The 17656-nt window shown below is 58.1% G+C and carries 18 protein-coding genes; 14 read left to right on the top strand and 4 right to left on the bottom strand.

The window, feature by feature from the left end; translation table 11 throughout:
* Window positions 1-16 precede the first annotated feature (16 nt).
* Window positions 17-1534: a threonine ammonia-lyase, biosynthetic gene (ilvA, locus tag KI787_10825; GenBank protein MBV6630447.1), complete on the bottom strand. Its 1518-nt coding sequence runs from the start codon at window positions 1532-1534 to the stop codon at window positions 17-19.
* A gap of 109 nt (window positions 1535-1643) precedes the next feature.
* On the opposite strand from ilvA, the gene KI787_10820 reads away from it, so the two are divergent.
* From KI787_10820 to KI787_10800, 5 genes are all read left to right on the top strand, one after another.
* Complete coding sequence (locus tag KI787_10820) at window positions 1644-2474, top strand: pyrroline-5-carboxylate reductase (GenBank protein MBV6630446.1); 831 nt, start codon at window positions 1644-1646, stop codon at window positions 2472-2474.
* A 123-nt stretch (window positions 2475-2597) separates the two neighbouring features.
* On the top strand, window positions 2598-3149 hold the full coding sequence (locus KI787_10815) for a YggT family protein (GenBank protein MBV6630445.1): 552 nt from the start codon (window positions 2598-2600) through the stop codon (window positions 3147-3149).
* A gap of 9 nt (window positions 3150-3158) precedes the next feature.
* On the top strand, window positions 3159-4298 hold the full coding sequence (locus KI787_10810) for a homoserine O-acetyltransferase (protein ID MBV6630444.1): 1140 nt from the start codon (window positions 3159-3161) through the stop codon (window positions 4296-4298).
* Between the two features lie 23 nt (window positions 4299-4321).
* Window positions 4322-4921, top strand: a complete 600-nt coding sequence (metW, locus tag KI787_10805; protein MBV6630443.1) for a methionine biosynthesis protein MetW — start codon at window positions 4322-4324, stop codon at window positions 4919-4921.
* Window positions 4918-5358: a DUF4426 domain-containing protein gene (locus tag KI787_10800; GenBank protein ID MBV6630442.1), complete on the top strand. Its 441-nt coding sequence runs from the start codon at window positions 4918-4920 to the stop codon at window positions 5356-5358. The genes metW and KI787_10800 overlap by 4 nt, the downstream gene beginning before the upstream one ends.
* 28 nt (window positions 5359-5386) lie before the next feature.
* Here KI787_10800 and KI787_10795 read toward each other — a convergent pair whose 3' ends face one another.
* On the bottom strand, window positions 5387-6511 hold the full coding sequence (locus KI787_10795; GenBank protein MBV6630441.1) for a PilT/PilU family type 4a pilus ATPase: 1125 nt from the start codon (window positions 6509-6511) through the stop codon (window positions 5387-5389).
* Between the two features lie 160 nt (window positions 6512-6671).
* On the opposite strand from KI787_10795, the gene KI787_10790 reads away from it, so the two are divergent.
* The 8 genes from KI787_10790 to KI787_10755 all read left to right on the top strand — a co-directional run bounded on the left by KI787_10790 (window position 6672) and on the right by KI787_10755 (window position 15402).
* Entirely contained in the window at window positions 6672-7124 is a 453-nt protein-coding gene (locus tag KI787_10790) for a copper chaperone PCu(A)C (GenBank protein ID MBV6630440.1), read from the top strand.
* On the top strand, window positions 7121-7924 hold the full coding sequence (locus KI787_10785) for a crotonase/enoyl-CoA hydratase family protein (GenBank protein MBV6630439.1): 804 nt from the start codon (window positions 7121-7123) through the stop codon (window positions 7922-7924). The genes KI787_10790 and KI787_10785 overlap by 4 nt, the downstream gene beginning before the upstream one ends.
* 3 nt (window positions 7925-7927) lie before the next feature.
* Window positions 7928-8740 (top strand): DUF4393 domain-containing protein, encoded by an 813-nt coding sequence (locus tag KI787_10780; protein MBV6630438.1) that lies wholly within the window; start codon window positions 7928-7930, stop codon window positions 8738-8740.
* 54 nt (window positions 8741-8794) lie between these two features.
* The gene (locus tag KI787_10775) at window positions 8795-10072 is read left to right on the top strand and encodes a DUF445 family protein (GenBank protein ID MBV6630437.1); all 1278 of its coding nucleotides are present in this window, start codon (window positions 8795-8797) and stop codon (window positions 10070-10072) included.
* Window positions 10069-10278: a hypothetical protein gene (locus KI787_10770; GenBank protein MBV6630436.1), complete on the top strand. Its 210-nt coding sequence runs from the start codon at window positions 10069-10071 to the stop codon at window positions 10276-10278. Before KI787_10775 ends, KI787_10770 begins: the two co-directional genes overlap by 4 nt.
* 29 nt (window positions 10279-10307) lie before the next feature.
* Complete coding sequence (locus KI787_10765; protein ID MBV6630435.1) at window positions 10308-11411, top strand: hypothetical protein; 1104 nt, start codon at window positions 10308-10310, stop codon at window positions 11409-11411.
* A gap of 103 nt (window positions 11412-11514) precedes the next feature.
* Window positions 11515-13284, top strand: coding sequence for an alpha/beta fold hydrolase (locus tag KI787_10760; GenBank protein MBV6630434.1), 1770 nt, complete (start codon window positions 11515-11517; stop codon window positions 13282-13284).
* 231 nt (window positions 13285-13515) lie between these two features.
* Window positions 13516-15402: a hypothetical protein gene (locus tag KI787_10755; GenBank protein MBV6630433.1), complete on the top strand. Its 1887-nt coding sequence runs from the start codon at window positions 13516-13518 to the stop codon at window positions 15400-15402.
* A 19-nt stretch (window positions 15403-15421) separates the two neighbouring features.
* Here KI787_10755 and KI787_10750 read toward each other — a convergent pair whose 3' ends face one another.
* Window positions 15422-15775, bottom strand: coding sequence for a hypothetical protein (locus KI787_10750; GenBank protein ID MBV6630432.1), 354 nt, complete (start codon window positions 15773-15775; stop codon window positions 15422-15424).
* Between the two features lie 257 nt (window positions 15776-16032).
* Between KI787_10750 and KI787_10745 the strand changes: the two genes are divergently transcribed.
* Window positions 16033-16764 (top strand): TorF family putative porin, encoded by a 732-nt coding sequence (locus KI787_10745; GenBank protein MBV6630431.1) that lies wholly within the window; start codon window positions 16033-16035, stop codon window positions 16762-16764.
* Between the two features lie 88 nt (window positions 16765-16852).
* Here KI787_10745 and KI787_10740 read toward each other — a convergent pair whose 3' ends face one another.
* The gene (locus KI787_10740; GenBank protein MBV6630430.1) at window positions 16853-17503 is read right to left on the bottom strand and encodes a lysophospholipid acyltransferase family protein; all 651 of its coding nucleotides are present in this window, start codon (window positions 17501-17503) and stop codon (window positions 16853-16855) included.
* Between the last annotated feature and the right edge of the window lie 153 nt (window positions 17504-17656).

Below are 17656 nucleotides of genomic sequence, written 5' to 3'. Positions count from 1 at the left end.
TGGGCACTAAGCCGCCCTAGGATAAAAACAAGCGGTAAGCCGGGTTTTGCGTTTCTTCGCTGTAGCGATAACCGATTCGGTCCATGACTTCCCGACACGCCGCAAGATCCGCCTCAGGAACCTGCATTCCGCAAAGGACTCGGCCGTAGGCTGCGCCATGATTACGGTAGTGGAACAGGCTAATGTTCCAACGATTGGCGACCGCTTCAAGAAAGTCCAATAGGGCACCCGGTCGTTCGGGAAACTCGAATCGAAACAAGTGCTCATCATGGGCCTGCGCCGACCGGCCGCCAACCATATAACGAATGTGTACCTTCGCCATCTCATCGCCGGATAGATCGGCCACGGTGAGACCAGCTTCCCGCAGTTCAGCCACAATGCGTGCGCACTCTGCGGTACCAGAGCTGAGCTTCACCCCCACAAACACATGGGCTTCGGAAGCATCCGCGAGTCTGTAATTAAATTCGGTGATGGCCCGCCGGCCCAAAATTTTGCAAAAGCGCAGGAAGCTGCCTGGCTCCTCCGGAATGGTGACCGCCAATAATGCTTCGCGATGCTCACCCAACTCTGCCCGCTCCGCGATATGCCGTAGACGGTCAAAATTCACATTGGCGCCTGAGTTAATACTCACCCAGGTCTGCTGACGCAGCCCGGGATACTTTTCTCCATAGGCCTTCAGTCCGGCCACCGACAGCGCCCCGGCAGGTTCCAGCATGCTGCGGTTATCTTCAAAGACATCGCGCACAGCTGCGCAAATTTCGTCCACGCTGCAGGTAATGACCTCGTCCACCAGGGATTGCGCTGCCGCAAAGGTATGCTCGCCAATGCGTTTAACCGCCACCCCATCAGCGAACAACCCCACCTGGGGCAAGGTGACCGGCTGCCCAGCCGCCATGGCAGCAGCCAAACACGCCGCATCGTCTGGCTCGACTCCGATGATGCGGGTCTGGGGAGAGTGTGCCTTCACCCAAGCCGCGATTCCGGCCAACAACCCTCCGCCGCCAACGGGTACGAATATGGCATCCGGTCGCGTGGGGCACTGTTCTAGAATTTCGCGCCCCACCGTGCCCTGCCCGGCGATCACTAAGGGGTGGTCATAAGGTGGCACGTAGGTGAGACCCTGCTCCTCTGCCATACCCTGCGCATGCGCATTGGCCTCGTCAAAGGTGTCCGCATGCAGAATCACCTCGCCGCCGAGGGCGCGCACCGCATCCACCTTGATGGAAGGCGTGGTACGCGGCATGACAATCACGGCCCGCATGCCCAGCTCACGTCCTGCCAGGGCCAAGCCTTGAGCATGATTGCCGGCAGAAGCCGCGATGACCCCGCGTGCGCGCTGCTGCGGACTTAAGGACACCGCCATGTTGTAGGCACCACGCAACTTGAACGAGCGAACCTCTTGCAGATCCTCGCGTTTGAAATACACCTCGTGGCCCAGGCGTTGACTCAGCTTGGGTGCCCGTTCCAATGGGCTTTTGCTGGCGACCGCGTAGACATTTGCCGCAGCGATCATAGCGGGGTAATCCGGTGACATCGGCTCCGTCCGACTGGCGACCTAATCCCGCAGCATACCCAATCCGCGGCTCAGACATTGTTATGGTGTGCGGCCGATTGATGAATTTCTACGCAAGAGAAGCAACAGAGTGACGAATAGCATTCGCATTGGTTTTATCGGCGGCGGCAACATGGCCGAAGCCATCTTCAGCGGCATGATCAAGCAAGGCTTTGCCCCCCAGTCCATCATCGTGAGCGTGCGTAGCGAGGAGACCCGGGCTCGGCTGGAAGCCGATTACGGCGTGCATGCCGTGTGCGACAACGCCAGAGTCATCCGGGAAGCGCCTATGGTGATGCTCGCGGTCAAGCCTTATCAAATGCGGGAGATGCTGCAGCCCCTGCAGGGCCTGTTGGCAGAGCAGCAACCACTCCTCGTGTCGGTGGCGGCCGGCCTGAACGTAGAACAGCTTCAACGCTTTGCCGGAGGGCCTTTACCCACCGTGCGCTGCATGCCCAACACCCCCTCACTGGTGGGCTATGGCATGAGCGGATTGTTTGCCTCTGCCGAGGTGTCCGCCGAGCAAAAAAAGGCCACCACCCAGGCCATGCAGAGCGTGGGCGCCGTGCAATGGTGTGATGCCGAGCATGAAATCGACATTGTCATTGCCTTAGCGGGTAGCGCCCCTGCGTACTACTTCGCCATGATGGAGCACCTGGAGGCAGTGGGCCTGCGTCTGGGCTTATCTGCGGAGCGCAGCGCCGAGTTAGTACGCAAAACCGCCATGGGCGCAGCCCAGCTCGTCAATCAAACCGGCACCGCTCCTGGCGAGCTCCGGCGCAAGGTGACCTCGCCCAACGGCACCACAGCGGCGGCTCTGCAGGTGCTCATCGATCATGATTTTGCCGGCCTATGGGACAAGGTCGCTGATGCAGCAATTGCCCGCGCCGAGGAGCTCACACAACAACTTGACGCCGACTAAACCCTGGTCGCCCAAGCTCTTCCGCATGCTTTATTGCACAATGCCCAAGGCCACGAGCGCGAGCCGATCTGACACAATCTCAGTGTTTCGCTCTCGCTGCTTCGTGTCATCATCGGTTGAATCATGAGTCCGCTAAACGACGCCTCGCTATTTTTAGTCAATACCGTGTTCGGCCTGTATGTATACACGCTGATTGCGCGGTTTTTGCTGCAAGCCAGTCGCGCCGACTTCTACAACCCTTTGGCCCAGTTCATCTGGCGGGTCACCAACCCTGTGGTGCAACCTCTACAACGCTGGATTCCGCGCTGGCGTAGTTGGGATCTGGCAACCCTGGTCTTTGCTTGGGTGGTATTGGTGGTCAATTTGAGCTTGGACTTTGCACTGCTAGCAGTGGCTTGGTCGCCTACGGTGATCGTGCTGGCCGGACTCAAGCTCGTCCTGATGTTCATGACCTTCTACACCTTCAGTATTTTGATTCAGGCCGTGATGAGCTGGTTTGGGGCCGCAGGTCACAGCCCCGCTTATGGCCTGCTCTTTGCCCTGAATGAGCCTTTGCTGCGACCGGTCAGGCGTCGCCTGCCCCCCATCGGTGGACTGGACCTCTCTCCGCTTCTCGTGATCATCGTCTTGCAGGTCTTATCGATTTTGGTGCCATTGGCACCCGTTCTGCGCTAGTTCCTGCGCATGACTGCTGCACCCGGGTCAGTCGGGTTAGTCCAACCCGAGGATATTCACTTCGCAGAGCCGCTGCCCTTGGATTGTGGCAGTGAACTTCCGCATTACACCCTGCGTATCGAGCGCTACGGGCAACTCAATGCCAAGCGCAGTAATGCGGTGCTGATCTGCCATGCCTTGTCGGGGAACCATCATGCCGCCGGCATTCACCATGCCGATGATCGCAAGCCCGGCTGGTGGGATGCCTGTATTGGCCCCGGCAAGCCCATCGATACCAATCGTTTCCATGTGGTAGCCCTGAACAATATCGGCGGGTGCTCTGGCTCCACGGGCCCGTTAAGCACTGGACCAACCGGCGATGCCCCTTGGGGGCCAGATTTCCCCATAGTGACCGTACGTGATTGGGTGCGATCCCAAGATCGTCTACGAGAGCGCCTGAGCATCCCCCGATGGCAAGCCGTCGTCGGTGGCTCGCTGGGAGGAATGCAAGCCCTACAGTGGGGTATTGATTATCCGGAGCTTGTCGCGCATGTGGTCGCCATTGCCGCTGCTCCGCGCTTGTCCACGCAGAATATTGCTTTCAATGAGGTTGCCCGGCAGGCCATCCTGACCGACCCAGAATTCCACGGCGGGCATTACCTCAAGTATGGCGCTCGCCCGGCCCGAGGCTTGGCATTGGCTCGTATGCTGGGGCACATCACCTATCTCAGTGATAGTGCCATGGCGGATAAATTTGGGCGGGAGCTGATGAGTGGCCAACCGCAATATCGCTTTGAGCCTGAGTTTCAGGTGGAGAGCTATTTGCGCTATCAAGGCAGCCGCTTTATTGATCAGTTCGATGCCAATACTTACTTGCGCATGACCAAGGCCTTGGATTACTTCGATCCCGCACGAGACTATGGCGGGGACCTCGTTGCCGCGATGGAACGCATGCAGGCACAGCTGCTGCTTCTGGCCTTTTCGCGGGACTGGCGCTTTTCCCCGCAACGCAGCGAAGAAATTATGCAGGCAGCTGTACGCGCCGGACGCTCGGTGAGCTACGCCTGTATTGACTCGCCATTGGGGCATGACGACTTCTTGGTCCCGGTTCCTGAATATCTGCAAATTTTTAGTGCTTACATGCGCCGCGTGGCCGAGGACTGTGCATGAACAGCGTCATCACACCCAACAGCTTGCGTAGCGACCTCGCAGTCGTCAGCCAGTGGGTGCAGCCAGGGGCTCGAGTCTTGGACCTGGGATGTGGCGACGGCGCCTTACTGGCGTACCTGCAGCAACAACGTCAGGTGCAGGGCTATGGCTTGGAGCTGAACCCAGACAAGCTCCAACAATGCTTAGGCCATGGCGTGAATGTGATCCAGCGCGACCTTAACGCGGGCTTGGACGATTTTCGCAACCAAAGTTTCGACGTCGTCATCCTCAGCCAGGCCTTGCAGGTGGTGGAGGCTCCTGATGCCCTGCTCCGCGACATGCTGCGCGTGGGCCGCCAAGGCATTGTGACCTTTCCAAATTTTGGGCATTGGAGTACCCGCCTGGGCCTGCTCCTCAATGGCCGCATGCCAAGAACGCGCAGCCTTCCTGCACATTGGTATGACACCCAGAACATTCATTTATGCACATTGAAAGACTTTGAAGCCCTGTGTGCGGAGGAAGGTTTTGCCATCGTTCGCCGCGCGGTCACTGATGCTAATCATCAGCACAACGCTGGAGCCCGCATCTGGCCGAATTTAAGGGCGGAAGTAGGCTTGTATTTGTTGGAAGGAGCCGGAGAATGAAAAGCTGGTGGACTGTTTTTGCGGTACTAGGCGCGCTGTGGGCGGGGACCGCATCCGCTGAGCAAGCCATCCGTAGTGGTGATTGGGTACTGCACTATATGACCCTGAACACCACCGAACTGACGCCAGATGTGGCCAAGACTTATGGCGTGCGTCGCAGTAAGCGTCGCGGTTTGCTGATGCTCAATCTGCAAAAAGCCCAGGGGCCGGTGAAGAGTTACGATCACAGTGCGGAAGGCACCATTCGCAACCTCGTTGGGCAAACCAAAATTGAGGAGCAGCGACGGGTTGAGACCAAAGACGCCATCTACACTTTGGTGACCTTTTCTTATACCCACCTGGAAACGCTACGCTTCGACTACCAAGTGCAGCCTGAGCAGAGTGCGGAACAAATCAGCCTGAAATTTCATCAGCAGATGTTTACCCCAGGCCGTTAAACCCAGGCGTAGTACTCGCCCTTTTGCCTCAGGAGCTCAGCTCGTCCGGTGCGGCTTCATGCACCGTGAGTAGAGGCGCAGTTTCCATCATGTGCCGGTCCGCTTGGCGGATCTTCAGCCCCAAATTGGTTTGTGACTCGGCATAGTGCAGGGCATTGCGTAAGGAAATACGCCCCTGCCGATATAAGGCATACAAGGTCTGGTCAAAACTTTGCATCTGTTCATCCGGCCCCCGCTCCATGGCGTCGCGAATGTCTCCAACGCGGCCGTCGCGAATCAAGTCCGCTAAATAGGCGCTACGCGCAAAATAGTCCGTGGCCAATACACGACCACCACCTTCGGCGGGGAGCAGGCGCTGCCCAATGACACTTTTGAGGTGCAAGGCCAAGTCCTGAAACAGCTGCTCTCGCGCATGCTCGGGGAACATATTCACCATCCGCTCCAAAGCTTGGTTGGCGGAGGTGGCATGCAGAGTCGCCAGGCAGAGGTGTCCTGTGTCGGCAAACATGAGTGCATGCTGTGCCGACTCCCGGTCACGAATTTCTCCAATGACAATCATGTCTGGAGATTGGCGCATTGCACTGCGCAGCGCTTGAGCGAAGCTGGGCGTATCTAAGCCAACCTCACGCTGATCGACGATGGAGCGCGCATGTTGGTGCACATATTCCACCGGATCCTCAATGGTCAGAATATGGCCGCCAGCCCGTTCAGCGCGATGCCGCACCATAGCCGCCAAGGTGGTGCTCTTACCCGATCCGGCCGCTCCAACCACGAGGACCAGACCGCTTTGAAACATGGCGGCCCGACTCGCCACCTCTGGCAGGCCCAACTGATCAATTTGTGGCACTTGCGCGGGAATGCGGCGTATTGCCATCGCGACTTCTGCACGCTGCATGTACAAACTCACACGGAAGCGACCTAAGCCTGACAGCACCACAGCAAAACTGATGTCCTGTTGGACTTCAAACTCCTTTTGCTGCGCTTCGGTCATCATCCCAAAGCCCACCTCGCGCAGTTGCGCAGCCGTGAGCGCTGCGGTTTTCACAACATGACTACGCCCGTCAATCCGCACATGGGGCGGAGCACCCGCGCTCAAGAAGGCATCAGAGGCTTTCTGCGTATGCATTAATTGCAGAACAGCGCGTATATCCATCGGCAGAGAAGTCTCCTGTAGCCGCTGGCCCAGAACCAAAGGCAGTGAAAATTCAGCTCCAAGCACTGCAAGGCATAGACCACCGTCAAACACGCTCGGCTAAGCACAGCTTTGCAGCTCGCAGTACCATGCGCGGTGTTTTTATTGTCGCGGTGACCCCATGCGCCTACTGAACTTCATCGGCTTCGTATTCGCTGCAGCTGCGCTATTGGCTTGTGGAGCCGCAAATTCGCCAGATGGCGGAGTGCAAGCCGAAAGCGCATGGATTCGCGCTAGTGTGCCCGGCTCCAAAGTAAGCGCCGGATATTTGACGCTACGCAACACCAGCTCTGAGGATGACGCGGTCGTTGCCGTGGAGATCCCGGGTGTAGGCAAAGCCGAGGTTCACAGCATGAGCCACTCTGAGGGCATGATGCGCATGCGCCCACTCGAGTCCCTACCCCTTCCCGCAGGGCAAACAGTTCAGCTGCAGCCTGGCGGAACCCATCTCATGTTGATGGGTGTGGAAGAGGCGTTTGAACTCGGAAGTCAGCGTTCAGGCCGTATCCGGCTACGCTCCGGCCAGACCCTTGAGCTGCGCTTCGATATTCGCAACCAAGCGCCAAACTCATGAGTGATCGTCTCAGCATCGAGCGCGAGGGCGCACTCGCCATCGTGACCCTCACCCGACCTGAAAAACGCAATGCGGTGGACTGGCCCATGCTTCGCGCTTGGGTAGACGCGCAAAAACAGCTTCAGGACGATCGCACCCTACGCGGAGTGATCATTCGCGGAGCTGGCCCATCTTTTTGCGCCGGCCTGGACTTCCCCACCTTTTCGCGTCAACCCGCGCGCATTATTCAGGGCTTCTTGCAGCCGGGCGGTGACGGTACCAACCTCTTCCAGCAGGCCTGCCTGGGCTGGCGCAACTTGTCCGTTCCGGTCGCCGCAGTCATTCAAGGCCATTGCTTTGGTGCTGGGTTACAACTCGCCCTAGGCTGCGACTTTCGCTTTGCAACTCCTGAGGCCCAACTGTCGATCATGGAGATCAAATGGGGATTGATCCCTGATATGAGTGCCAGCATTACCTTGCGCGAGCTCATTCCCATGGACCTGGCTAAGCGCTTATGCATGACTGGCGAAGTCTTCGATGCGCCGCAAGCCCAGCAGTGGGGCTTGGTGAGCGAGGTTGATGATAGTCCTGAGGCCCGCGCTCGCGAGCTGCTGGATCGCATCAGCCAAGGTTCTCCCGATGCTGTGGCCGCTAGTAAGCACTTGCTCCAAGAAACGTGGATGGCTGACAACGGCGAAGCACTCGCGGCTGAACGTCGTTGGCAGCGCCGAATGCTGACCGGCCGCAACCAACGTGTGGCGATGAAACGCAATATCAAAGGTGCTGATATGCCCTTTGAGCCCCGCCGCAAAGGTCTATAAGCCATGGCTCAACCACGCACGTCAACGAAGCGGAAACGAGCCCGCACTCAGGCCAAGCGCGATCAGCTTCCAGCACCAGCTGAGCGAGATCGTGACAGCGCTCTGGTGCCGGCCATGGAAATCGGTCGCGGTCTTTTTGGTCGCTTGCAGAATTTTGCCGCAAGGCTTCCCGGCGCCGACTTGGCGGCAGAAGCCCTAGCCAGCGCCGAACAAATCGCCATCCGCGAACTGCGTAATCGTCTACATGACCTGGATGATGACGAAAAAGAGGCGATTGAAGACACGCCGGCCAGCCTGGCCAAACGCCTGCACCCACAGATTCTGCTGTCCAGCCTGTTGGATGAGGCCGTAGAGCAACACCGCGACGAAGCCCTGCGCTGCGCCTACACCGCAACCTTGTTGCAGCTCACGCCAGACCAGGCCTTGTTGTTGGCGGCCCTGTCTGACGGTGGCAGCTTCGCCCTGGTGCACCTCGTCACCGCCTCGGCTTTAGGCCGAGGTGAGCGCGTCGCCGGCCACTTTTGCACCCTGGCGCGCAAGTCGCCCGTCAAGGTCCGTGAGCATGTCCCTCGCCACATTGTGCATATGCAGCAGCTCGGCTTGGTACAAACCGGGCCGGAAGACAAAAGCTTGGAGATGGATTACCAAACCTTGGAGGGCGACCCCCAGGTTCGTAAGCTGATCAGCGAAGGTCGCGGCCAGGGCCGCAACTTGCGCCCGCAACGACAAAGCCTGCGCATTAGTACTTATGGCCGCGACTTATGGGATTATTGTGCGTCGGGAACCGCCGCGAAGGGACCAAAAAGGTCTGGCTAAGGGCGCCCGACCAGCAAAGGGTTGGCGCTGATCATATTTGGGGAGACTTACAACATGCTCACTCAGGCATGGGCCGATTTTCAAGCAAATATGTGGCTGTATCTGTCGATGCCCCTGACCAGCGGCATTGTCGGCTACGTCACCAACGTCATCGCCATTCGCATGATGTTCCACCCCCTGGAGTTTGTGGGCATCCCTCCCTTTTTGGGCTGGCAGGGCATCGTGCCGAAAAAGGCCGGCAAGATGGCGACCATCTCCTGCAACACCCTTGTCCCGCACCTCGTCACCGAGGAAGAGATCTTCGCGCGCCTGGACCCGGCGCGGGTCACGGAGGAAATCGAAGGCCCCATTGTCTCGATTATTGAGAACATTACCGACGAGGTCATGTATCAATATGAGCCGGTCATTTGGGAAAACACGCCCAAGGCTGCGCGCCGGCTGATTCTGTCACGCATTAAGAATGACGCCCCCGAAGTGGTGGAGTCGGTGATGGCTGAAATTCGCGAGAACGTGAATGAAATGTTCGACCTAACCGACATGGTCGTAACCACACTCAGCCGGGATAAACAGCTGATTAACCGCGTATTTTTGGAGGTGGGCAAAGAAGAGTTCACCTTTATTGGGCGCTCGGGCTTCTATTTTGGCTTCCTCTTTGGTCTGGTACAGATGGTGGGCTGGACCTTCTTCAAGGCCGACTTTCAACTACCCCTTTTTGGCCTACTGGTGGGCTATCTCACCAACTGGATCGCACTGCGCATGATCTTTAGGCCGCAGCAACCTCGCCGCTTCGGCCCCTTCCTCGTGCAAGGCCTGTTTCATAAGCGGCAACAAGAGGTGGCGCGCGACTACGCACAGCTGATTGCGGACGAAATCGTCACCCCCTCCCACATCATTGAAGCCGTCCTCAAAGGGCCCTATTCGGATCGGGTTTTCAGCATGATTTCCCGGCATGTCAAAACCATCATCGACGAACAGTCGGGCTTGGCCAAACCCTTTGTTGCCTGGACGGTAGGCACGAAGCGCTACATCGACATGAAAAATGAGGTGGTCGATCGACTTGTCGCCACCCTGCCCCAGGCCGTAGCCCATGTGGACCACTACGCGACGCAGGCCATGGATATCTCGCATACCTTGAGCGAGCGGTTGGGAGCCTTATCGCCGGATCAGTTCGAAGCCATGCTGCGCCCGGCCTTTGAAGAAGATGAATGGATGCTCATTGCTGTGGGCGCAGGCTTGGGCCTGATGGTGGGTATTGGCCAATTGCTCATGTTTAAAGCGCTTTCGGTGGCGCAAACAGCGGCGCTGGTAGGTGGTCTCAGCGCGTTGGCATGAATGACTCGGTCTGGTGGATGACTGCGGCAGCCTTTGTGCTGGGCATGGTGCTGCCTTGGTGGCAGATGCGTCGGCGCATTCGCCGCCGCTTTGCTCAGCGCCTACAGGAACAGCTAGGTCAGCAAGAATCGCCTTCTCAGCCCGACAGTCACGTCAACAACACGCCTGGAGATTTGCAAAAACCGAGGAAATCCGCACAATCCTAGGCTTGGAGAACCACAGGACAACCAATCTCATGGCGAATACCACTGCCTCTGCGTGGAAGACACTGGCATTGCTCTCGGCGGCGCTATGCATGCTACCACTGAGCGGATGTGACGATGACGACAACACCGATGCCAGCAACGACGAAGTTGTTGTGCTGCCCAGCGTTGCTTTAAACAGCCGCGATGATGTGATTAAGGCCGTGGCAAGCGTATGGGCCTACGCCCAGCCCTATGTCGCGGAGTCGGCCCCAGTGCGGCCACAACCTCAAAGCGGCGAAACTGAGGGTCAAGTCAGCGAAGACTGTGCTGACGGCGGCTCGGTCACTTTCGATGAAGACCTGGCCATTACCACCTACGACAACTGCCGCAACTCTGTGGAAAGCACAGAGACTGTGGACGACGGCGAAGGCAATAGCGTGGAAGTGCAAGTCGTAGATCGCACTGTGCTCGACGGTGTCTTTAGTGAAGACTGTGCTGAGGACATTCAAACCAGTGCCGATCGTTGTCTGACGATCGTCCCCTTGGTCACGGAAACCGTCCAGGAACGCACCCAGGGTGAAGGCGACGATGCTGAGACTACAACCAGCAGCACGCGCAGCGACCAAGCAACCTTCATCGGCGTCGTCGACATGGACAACGGCTACCAATTGCTCATTAAGGATGACCGCAGCGACCGCCGCACCCAAACCGATGGCAGCCGCAGCGAAGTCCGCAGTCAAATCGAGGACTTCCGTTTAGGTGTGGCCAACACTGGCGACGCGGACAACCCTGCATTTGTGTTGGAGCTCGACGGCGAGATCAATTTCGACGACTTAGCCGATCAAAGCTGCTCCACTGGGTTGGTACGTATCGGCACTGGAGAGCCACTCAGCGTGGACCCCGCTGCAGGCACGGCGCCTAGCGCCGGGGAGCTGCTGCTGTCTACGGCCGATGTGGGTGGTGTGGGTGTTAGCTTTGCCAGCAACGGTGACATTAGTTTCCGCCTCGGCGGCGAAGCCCTCAGCGCAACCGCTGAAGAGCTTTCCCAGGCCTGCGTTGGTGCCTACGCGGCTGCCACTGATAACGAGGACGATGGCGGCGATAGCATCTTCAGCGGCTGCCCCTTCGATCCCCTTGCCTGCTTCACCTTCTAAATGTAGAGCCTGCTGCGGGCTCGTTGCTACGAGCCCGCAGCCATTACGACAACAATAACTCGTTTTAACGGAGCCTCTGGCGATTCCGCCAGGAGGAGACGCCATGCACAATCTACGCGTGTTCAGCCCGCTCCTCGTAGCGGGCGTGCTTCTGTCTGCCTGCGGCGGCGAACCCAAAATCGGCAATGGGAATGATGGCTCCAGCCCGCCCGTCACAACCTCGCGCAGCGGCACCCAAGAGCATGTAGTCATTAGTTCGCCCGTTGATAGTGCCAACATTTCCTTCGAGCTCTTCGAGCCCGATCAGGTAGATCCTGGGGGTAGCTACCCGCTCATCCTGCATGGCCACGGTTACGGCGGTAGCCGCATCCAAGAACGTAGCGGTTTACTCGCAGCACTCACCGCCGCCGGCTACTACGTCATCTCCATAGACCAACGCGGCTTTGGGGATTCGGGCGGTGATGTGCGCGTCATGTCACCAGATTTTGAGGGTCAAGACCTCATTCACATTCTGGACTGGGCAGAAAGCCTACCCGGCCTCGCCCGTGACAGCAGTGGCAATATGCGGCTCGGTGCCTATGGCAGCAGCTATGGTGGAGGTTTCCAACTTCTGCTTCTGGGCGCTGATCCCAAGAACCGCTTGGATGCCCTTGCGCCGGACATCACCTGGCATGACCTGCGCTACAGCCTCAACCCCAACAACGTCATTAAGTCCGGCTGGGTATTGGCCCTGGTCGCGGGGGGAGAGTCTGGGTCCGGGTTCCGTCAAGATGACTTTATTCGCGAAAGCCTCGTCCAAGGCTTGCTCAGTAATGAGTTTCCCGCTGCCGCCAGCAACCTGTTCGCGTACCACAGCCCTGTCTACCACTGCGAAGGCCTAGAGGTGGAGGAGCAAGATTTTCTCCTCGCTATGCCAGATCCAGGGCTGGTACCCTCCCGGCGGCTTCCCAAGGTGGATGTGCTGCTCACCCAAGGGATGCGTGACACCTTGTTTAACTTCAATGAAGCAGCCGCGAATCTCGCCTGCTTAACCCAAATGGGCAGTCGCGTGCGATTGTTGACGCATGAAACCGGCCATATTCTTCCCGCTTCGGTGCCCGATGATATAGCCGACCAAATCGATCCTGCTTTTGCTCTGGTGACTCCACCGGCCTTCCAAAGCGCCGGCGGCACTCGCAGCTGCGGCAATATTTCGCTCGACAGTGCCACTTTGGCTTGGTTCGACGCCAGCTTAAAGGGCCAGGAAGCCGCCTTCTCTGCCATCACCGCAAACCTGAATGGCATCTGTATGAGCTTAGCCGAGGGTGATGCCATCGAGTTGGATCGGATCCCACGGGGTGGGCGCGGCTTCTCTGTGGATATTAATACCCCGCAACTCAACTCAGCCCTCGCCGTGGCTGGTTCGCTGACTGGAACCGTAGCCCGTGACCTGGTTCTTGCAGATATCCCGCTCGGCATTGCGGGCGCCGAAGGCGCGGTAGTTGCGGGCATACCGCAGCTGGCCCTCAATGTGATAGACGCCCTGGGGATCGGCCAAAGCGAATGCATTGCGCCGCTTGCCCAGGCCTCATGCGATCCAATCTACTGGCTAGCCCTGACTCACCGCCGGCAGGGCGAGCAGCAGCGCAGCATTATTGATGACCAACTCACCCCCCTACGCGGCTTTGGCCAACATGGGGACAATCTACAACCCTTAGACATGACGGGCGTCGCCGAGCGGCTCGCCCCCGGCGATGAGCTTGGTTTGCGAATCTTGGGCTTCCATGCCCAGTACCCGGTGACCTGGTCACGCGACATTGCCGTTCCAGCCGCCACTATTTCAGGTGAAGTATCCATTCCGGTCATTGACGGCAGTCTCGACGCTGTCCCCTGATGTCGTCCGCTGATTTCATAGAACTAGGTCTGACCTACCATCGGGAGACCTGTGGTCAGCCGCAATAGGTGTACACGCATAACTCACCACCGCTTTATGCGGGGTTTTTTTTGACCTTCAATCCATTTCGCGCGTAGGGCGCTCTCGCACAAACAGTTGGCACAGCTTTCGCTGGTGGGGTGGCTCAGAACCTTCATTGAATGCTGCGGTGATTGTGCAGCGGAGAACGTCATGTCCACACGACTGCCCTACAGGCTTCGCCGTCCCTGCGCCGACAATGCTGCGCCTCAACATCGCTCTGCTTTGCCTGAGGCCATCCTTGGCCTGCTGATGCTGCTCGGCGCTTGTGGTGGCGGGCCCACTGAGTCGGAGCGCGCGTCTGAGCACAGCCCGGAAAAACACTTTGAGCTCGTCGAAGCCACGTTGGCCGACGTGCATGCTGCGCTTGCAGGTGAGCAGCTGTTGGCGGACGGCAGCACCTTGAGCTGCGAAAAATTGGCGCAGATGTATATCGATCGCATATTGGCTTATAACGATCACCCGCAGCCTAACGGTGGCAGGCCCATTCGAGGGGCGCTCTACATCAACCCTCAGGTCATCAACCAGGCCATACAGCTCGACCAGCTGTATGCACAAGACAGCGGGCCGGGCTCGCGCAGCCTCCACTGTATGCCCGTACTCCTCAAAGATAACTACGACACAGTCGATCATCCATCCACGTCTGGCTCTTACGCCATGTTGGGGCACCAAGCCGGGGTCGATGCTCACTCCGTGGCCGGATTGCGCCAAGCCGGAGCATTGATATTGGGCAAGGCCAACCAGGATGAGTTTGCCTTCTTCACCACGGGCTTTTCCGCACGGGCCATTCAGGTCAGTAATCCTTACAACACCGCCGAAAGCCCTGCGGGCTCCTCCTCCGGTACAGGGGCGGCCATAGCCGCCAACTTTGCCCTCGGTGGTACCGGTAGCGATACCTGCCAATCCATTCGTCACCCCAGTTCAGTCAATGGACTGGTCGGCATTCGTCCTAGTGTTGGGGTTATTTCGCAGCATGGGATCTTCCCGCTGTCACACGCCCGTGATACTGGCGGCCCGATGACGCGCACCGTCCGTGATGCCGCTTTGATGCTCGAGGCCATGGCCAGCGTAGATCCACGCGACCCCAAAACTCTAGAGTTTCCAGCAGACCAGCGCCCTAGCAGCTACGGCCAGTTCTTGGACCGCGAGAAGCACGGGGTCGCTGGTCGTAACATCGGCGTACTCCGTCAATTGGGCAACAACACCAGCCCCGCCGGCACGGGTGCCCAGGCAGAACTAATGGCTGCTGCCATCGATGACCTGAAGGCACTGGGTGCCAATATCTTTGATATTTATTTGCCAAATTTTCAAAGTCGGGGGGCTGGCTCCGCCCACTTCGACATGAATGACTATTTCAATGTCTTTGAGTCCGAGGGTGGCACCAGCGCCCGCCGCTGCGTCAGCAGTAGCCGGGCGACCTCCAGCAATGATCGTGCAGACTGCCGATTAGACCAGGGCATTGTTGAAAGCCTGCGGGTCGGCCCACGCAGTGCAGCCCTCATGCTCAGCACCGGGCTGGGCGACCCAGACCGAGATCAGTCCGCAGATGAGCTCCAAGCCATTGCCGATGAGCGCGCAAAAGTGACGTCCATTATGGACAACTTAGTCGATGAGCAAGGCGAAGCAGTGCTCGATGAGCGTGGTCAGCGCGTACGCCTGGACGCCTTCATCCTGTCACCCGGCCCCAGTGGAGGACGAACTTGCGACTTGGGCTCCACCACCCAAATGGGCAGTATCGTCGTTCCCATTGGCGTAGATCCAAGTGTAGGAGTACCGCGTGGGATGGAAATCTTTGTGCGTCGCTTCGATGAGGCCACGGCAATCGGTATTGCTTACGACTACGAGCAAGCCACACTGCACCGGTTCCCTCCAGACATCGTTCCCAGCCCTCTGACCGCCTTCCCCACTTTGCAGGCCTTCAATGCCGCGCAACAACAAGCCTTGATGACTGCAACTTCGGTCGCCCCCGAGGATGTGGACCTGGAGACCTACTTAGAGGCCCTGATTGAACTGCTGGGCCCGGTGAGTCCCAGGCCGTGAAAGCGGATGCTGGCATGGCTTAGCGCCGGCGCTCATAAGGCTTACCGTGCAAACCACCGGATTGTTTATTTCTGGGCATCCCCAAAAAGGTACCCATATTGTCATCTTGATCTTGGACAGCCTGAGGTTGCTCCGCAGTGCCAGACTCGGCCGCTGCAAGCCGCCGCAACGCCTTCATACAGGCTGACGCCGCCGCTTGACGAGCAATTGCGGCGCGTTCTTCAGACCACTGCGGGTCCGCAAGCTCCATTTCCGCCATGGTGTGCTCCACAACGGACCGGCAGTCTGCTGTGGAGGCTTCGCCTTGAACGGCGTGAGAGCTGCTGACACACCCAGCTAAGAGCAACCAAACGCAGATAGGGCTATGACGCATGAAGCGGCTCCAGAGTAAGTAGGCCCTGCAGTGTAACGGCAGCCTGCCGATGACCTTGCCCCATTCTGGTGCGCCATCGCCATACGCATCATTCAGGGCTGAAGAGGTATGCAGCCTAAAGATGCTTCTACAGTATTTTTCTTATTTTCTATCAATGCTTTATTGAAGTTGGCCTGATTCCTGCTCCACCTGACCCGACTGCCAGCAGGCAGATCGCAACGATTGAAACAAACAACGATTGGACAGAAGGGATCACCATGATGAATAGCAAGCGCTTTGCACAAGCAGCTTTGATCGCGGGGGTGGCGGTCAGTGGATCAGCCATGGCCGAGTTAAGTGGTAACTTAACGGTCAACAACAACTACGTATGGCGCGGCCTCACGCAAACCACTAACGAAGCATCTGTTTCGGGCGGCATGGACTACGCTCACGAATCAGGCTTCTACGCTGGCACCTGGATTTCCAACGTGCAGTACGGTGCCGACGATAACTACTCTTACGAGCACGATCTGTACTTCGGCCTCTCCGGCGGTGACACCGTCGCTTGGGATGTTGGTTACCTGTATTACAACTACGATAACGACACCAACTTTGACTTTGGTGAGGTGTACTTCAGCCTAGGCATGGGTGGCTTGAGTGCTACCGCTTACGTGTTGACGAATACCGAAGCTGCAGAAGGCCCCGGCCAAGACTTTGGAGCTGGCGAAGCCACCTACTTGTCGCTGGACTACGGCTTTGAAACGGCCAATGGTCTCGGAATCTCCTTCCACGTGGGTAGTCACGACGGTGATTTCGTAGAAGCCTTCAACGGCATCGAAGGGTACATGGACTACAACGTTACCATCGCCAAAAATGGCTTCGGGTTGATGGTCAGCAAAACCGATATCGAAGAAGACGAATCTACCGGTTCTCAGGGCTCCCCTGGGCTGAGCAACGACGACTTCAAATTTGTCGTGTCCTACTCGGTCGATTTCGATCTGAACCCTTAATCGGGTGATGCGAATTTCCGCTGGCGCTGCCCAATCAGCGCTAGTGGGATTAAAGAAGGGGCCGCAAGGCCCCTTTTTTATGGTGCGATCAAGCGCGCCTCGGCGCTGGCTGATGGCTCTGGCTCACCATGAGCTGTAGATCTTGCAAGGCGACCCGCACCCGCTCTTGATACTCCACAAGCTGCGCATCAGTGGCCGACTCCGGCACGAAAATGGGCTCACCGTAGTGCACATCAATGCGGGTAAACGGATACGGCAGGCGAAAACGATCCCAGCTGCTAAAGCTCCAATATTGTCTGGGCATTGGCAAATACGGGATGATGGGCAGCCCGGTTTGCCGCGCCATATCTACAATTCCTGGTTTCACCTGATAGATGGGGCCCCGAGGACCGTCTACGGTCACCGCCCCGGGCAAGCCTGAGCGCAGGGCCTCGATCATGGCCTGCTTGGCTGCTTGTCCACCTTTATCACGCCCCTTACTGCGCGAGCTCCCACGGGCCACTGTATGGCCCAGGCTTTCACATAAATGCGTAACCGGGTTGCCATCACCGGAGCGAGACACGATCACCACATGACGTCGTCCGGTTTGCGCCAAGATGCCCGCGAATAGGTTTTGGTGCCAAATCGCCAGCAAACAGTGCTCATGACCGGCTGGGCCACGAACGCCAGGCTGGCCCTCCCAACGGAAGCGGTAGGTGGCAGCCAAACTGCGCACCACACCCGTAATTAGTATGGACATATCCCTTCCCAAGGCGCCCCAAGTTGGAGCAAATAGAAAAATCCCACGCAAGGTCTGCGCCATGGCGTGTTGTCGGAGAAAGCCGCCGGCGAAGCCATTCTGAGACCTGAGCTGCCCCTCAGCTCTAGCGAGCCCCAACGAGGCTGCTCGACA

The sequence above is a fragment of the Oceanococcus sp. HetDA_MAG_MS8 genome, assembly GCA_019192445.1.
Lineage (GTDB): Bacteria > Pseudomonadota > Gammaproteobacteria > Nevskiales > Oceanococcaceae > MS8.
The sequence above is the reverse complement of the archived record's forward strand: the minus strand, read 5'-3'. Positions and strand labels throughout refer to the sequence as shown.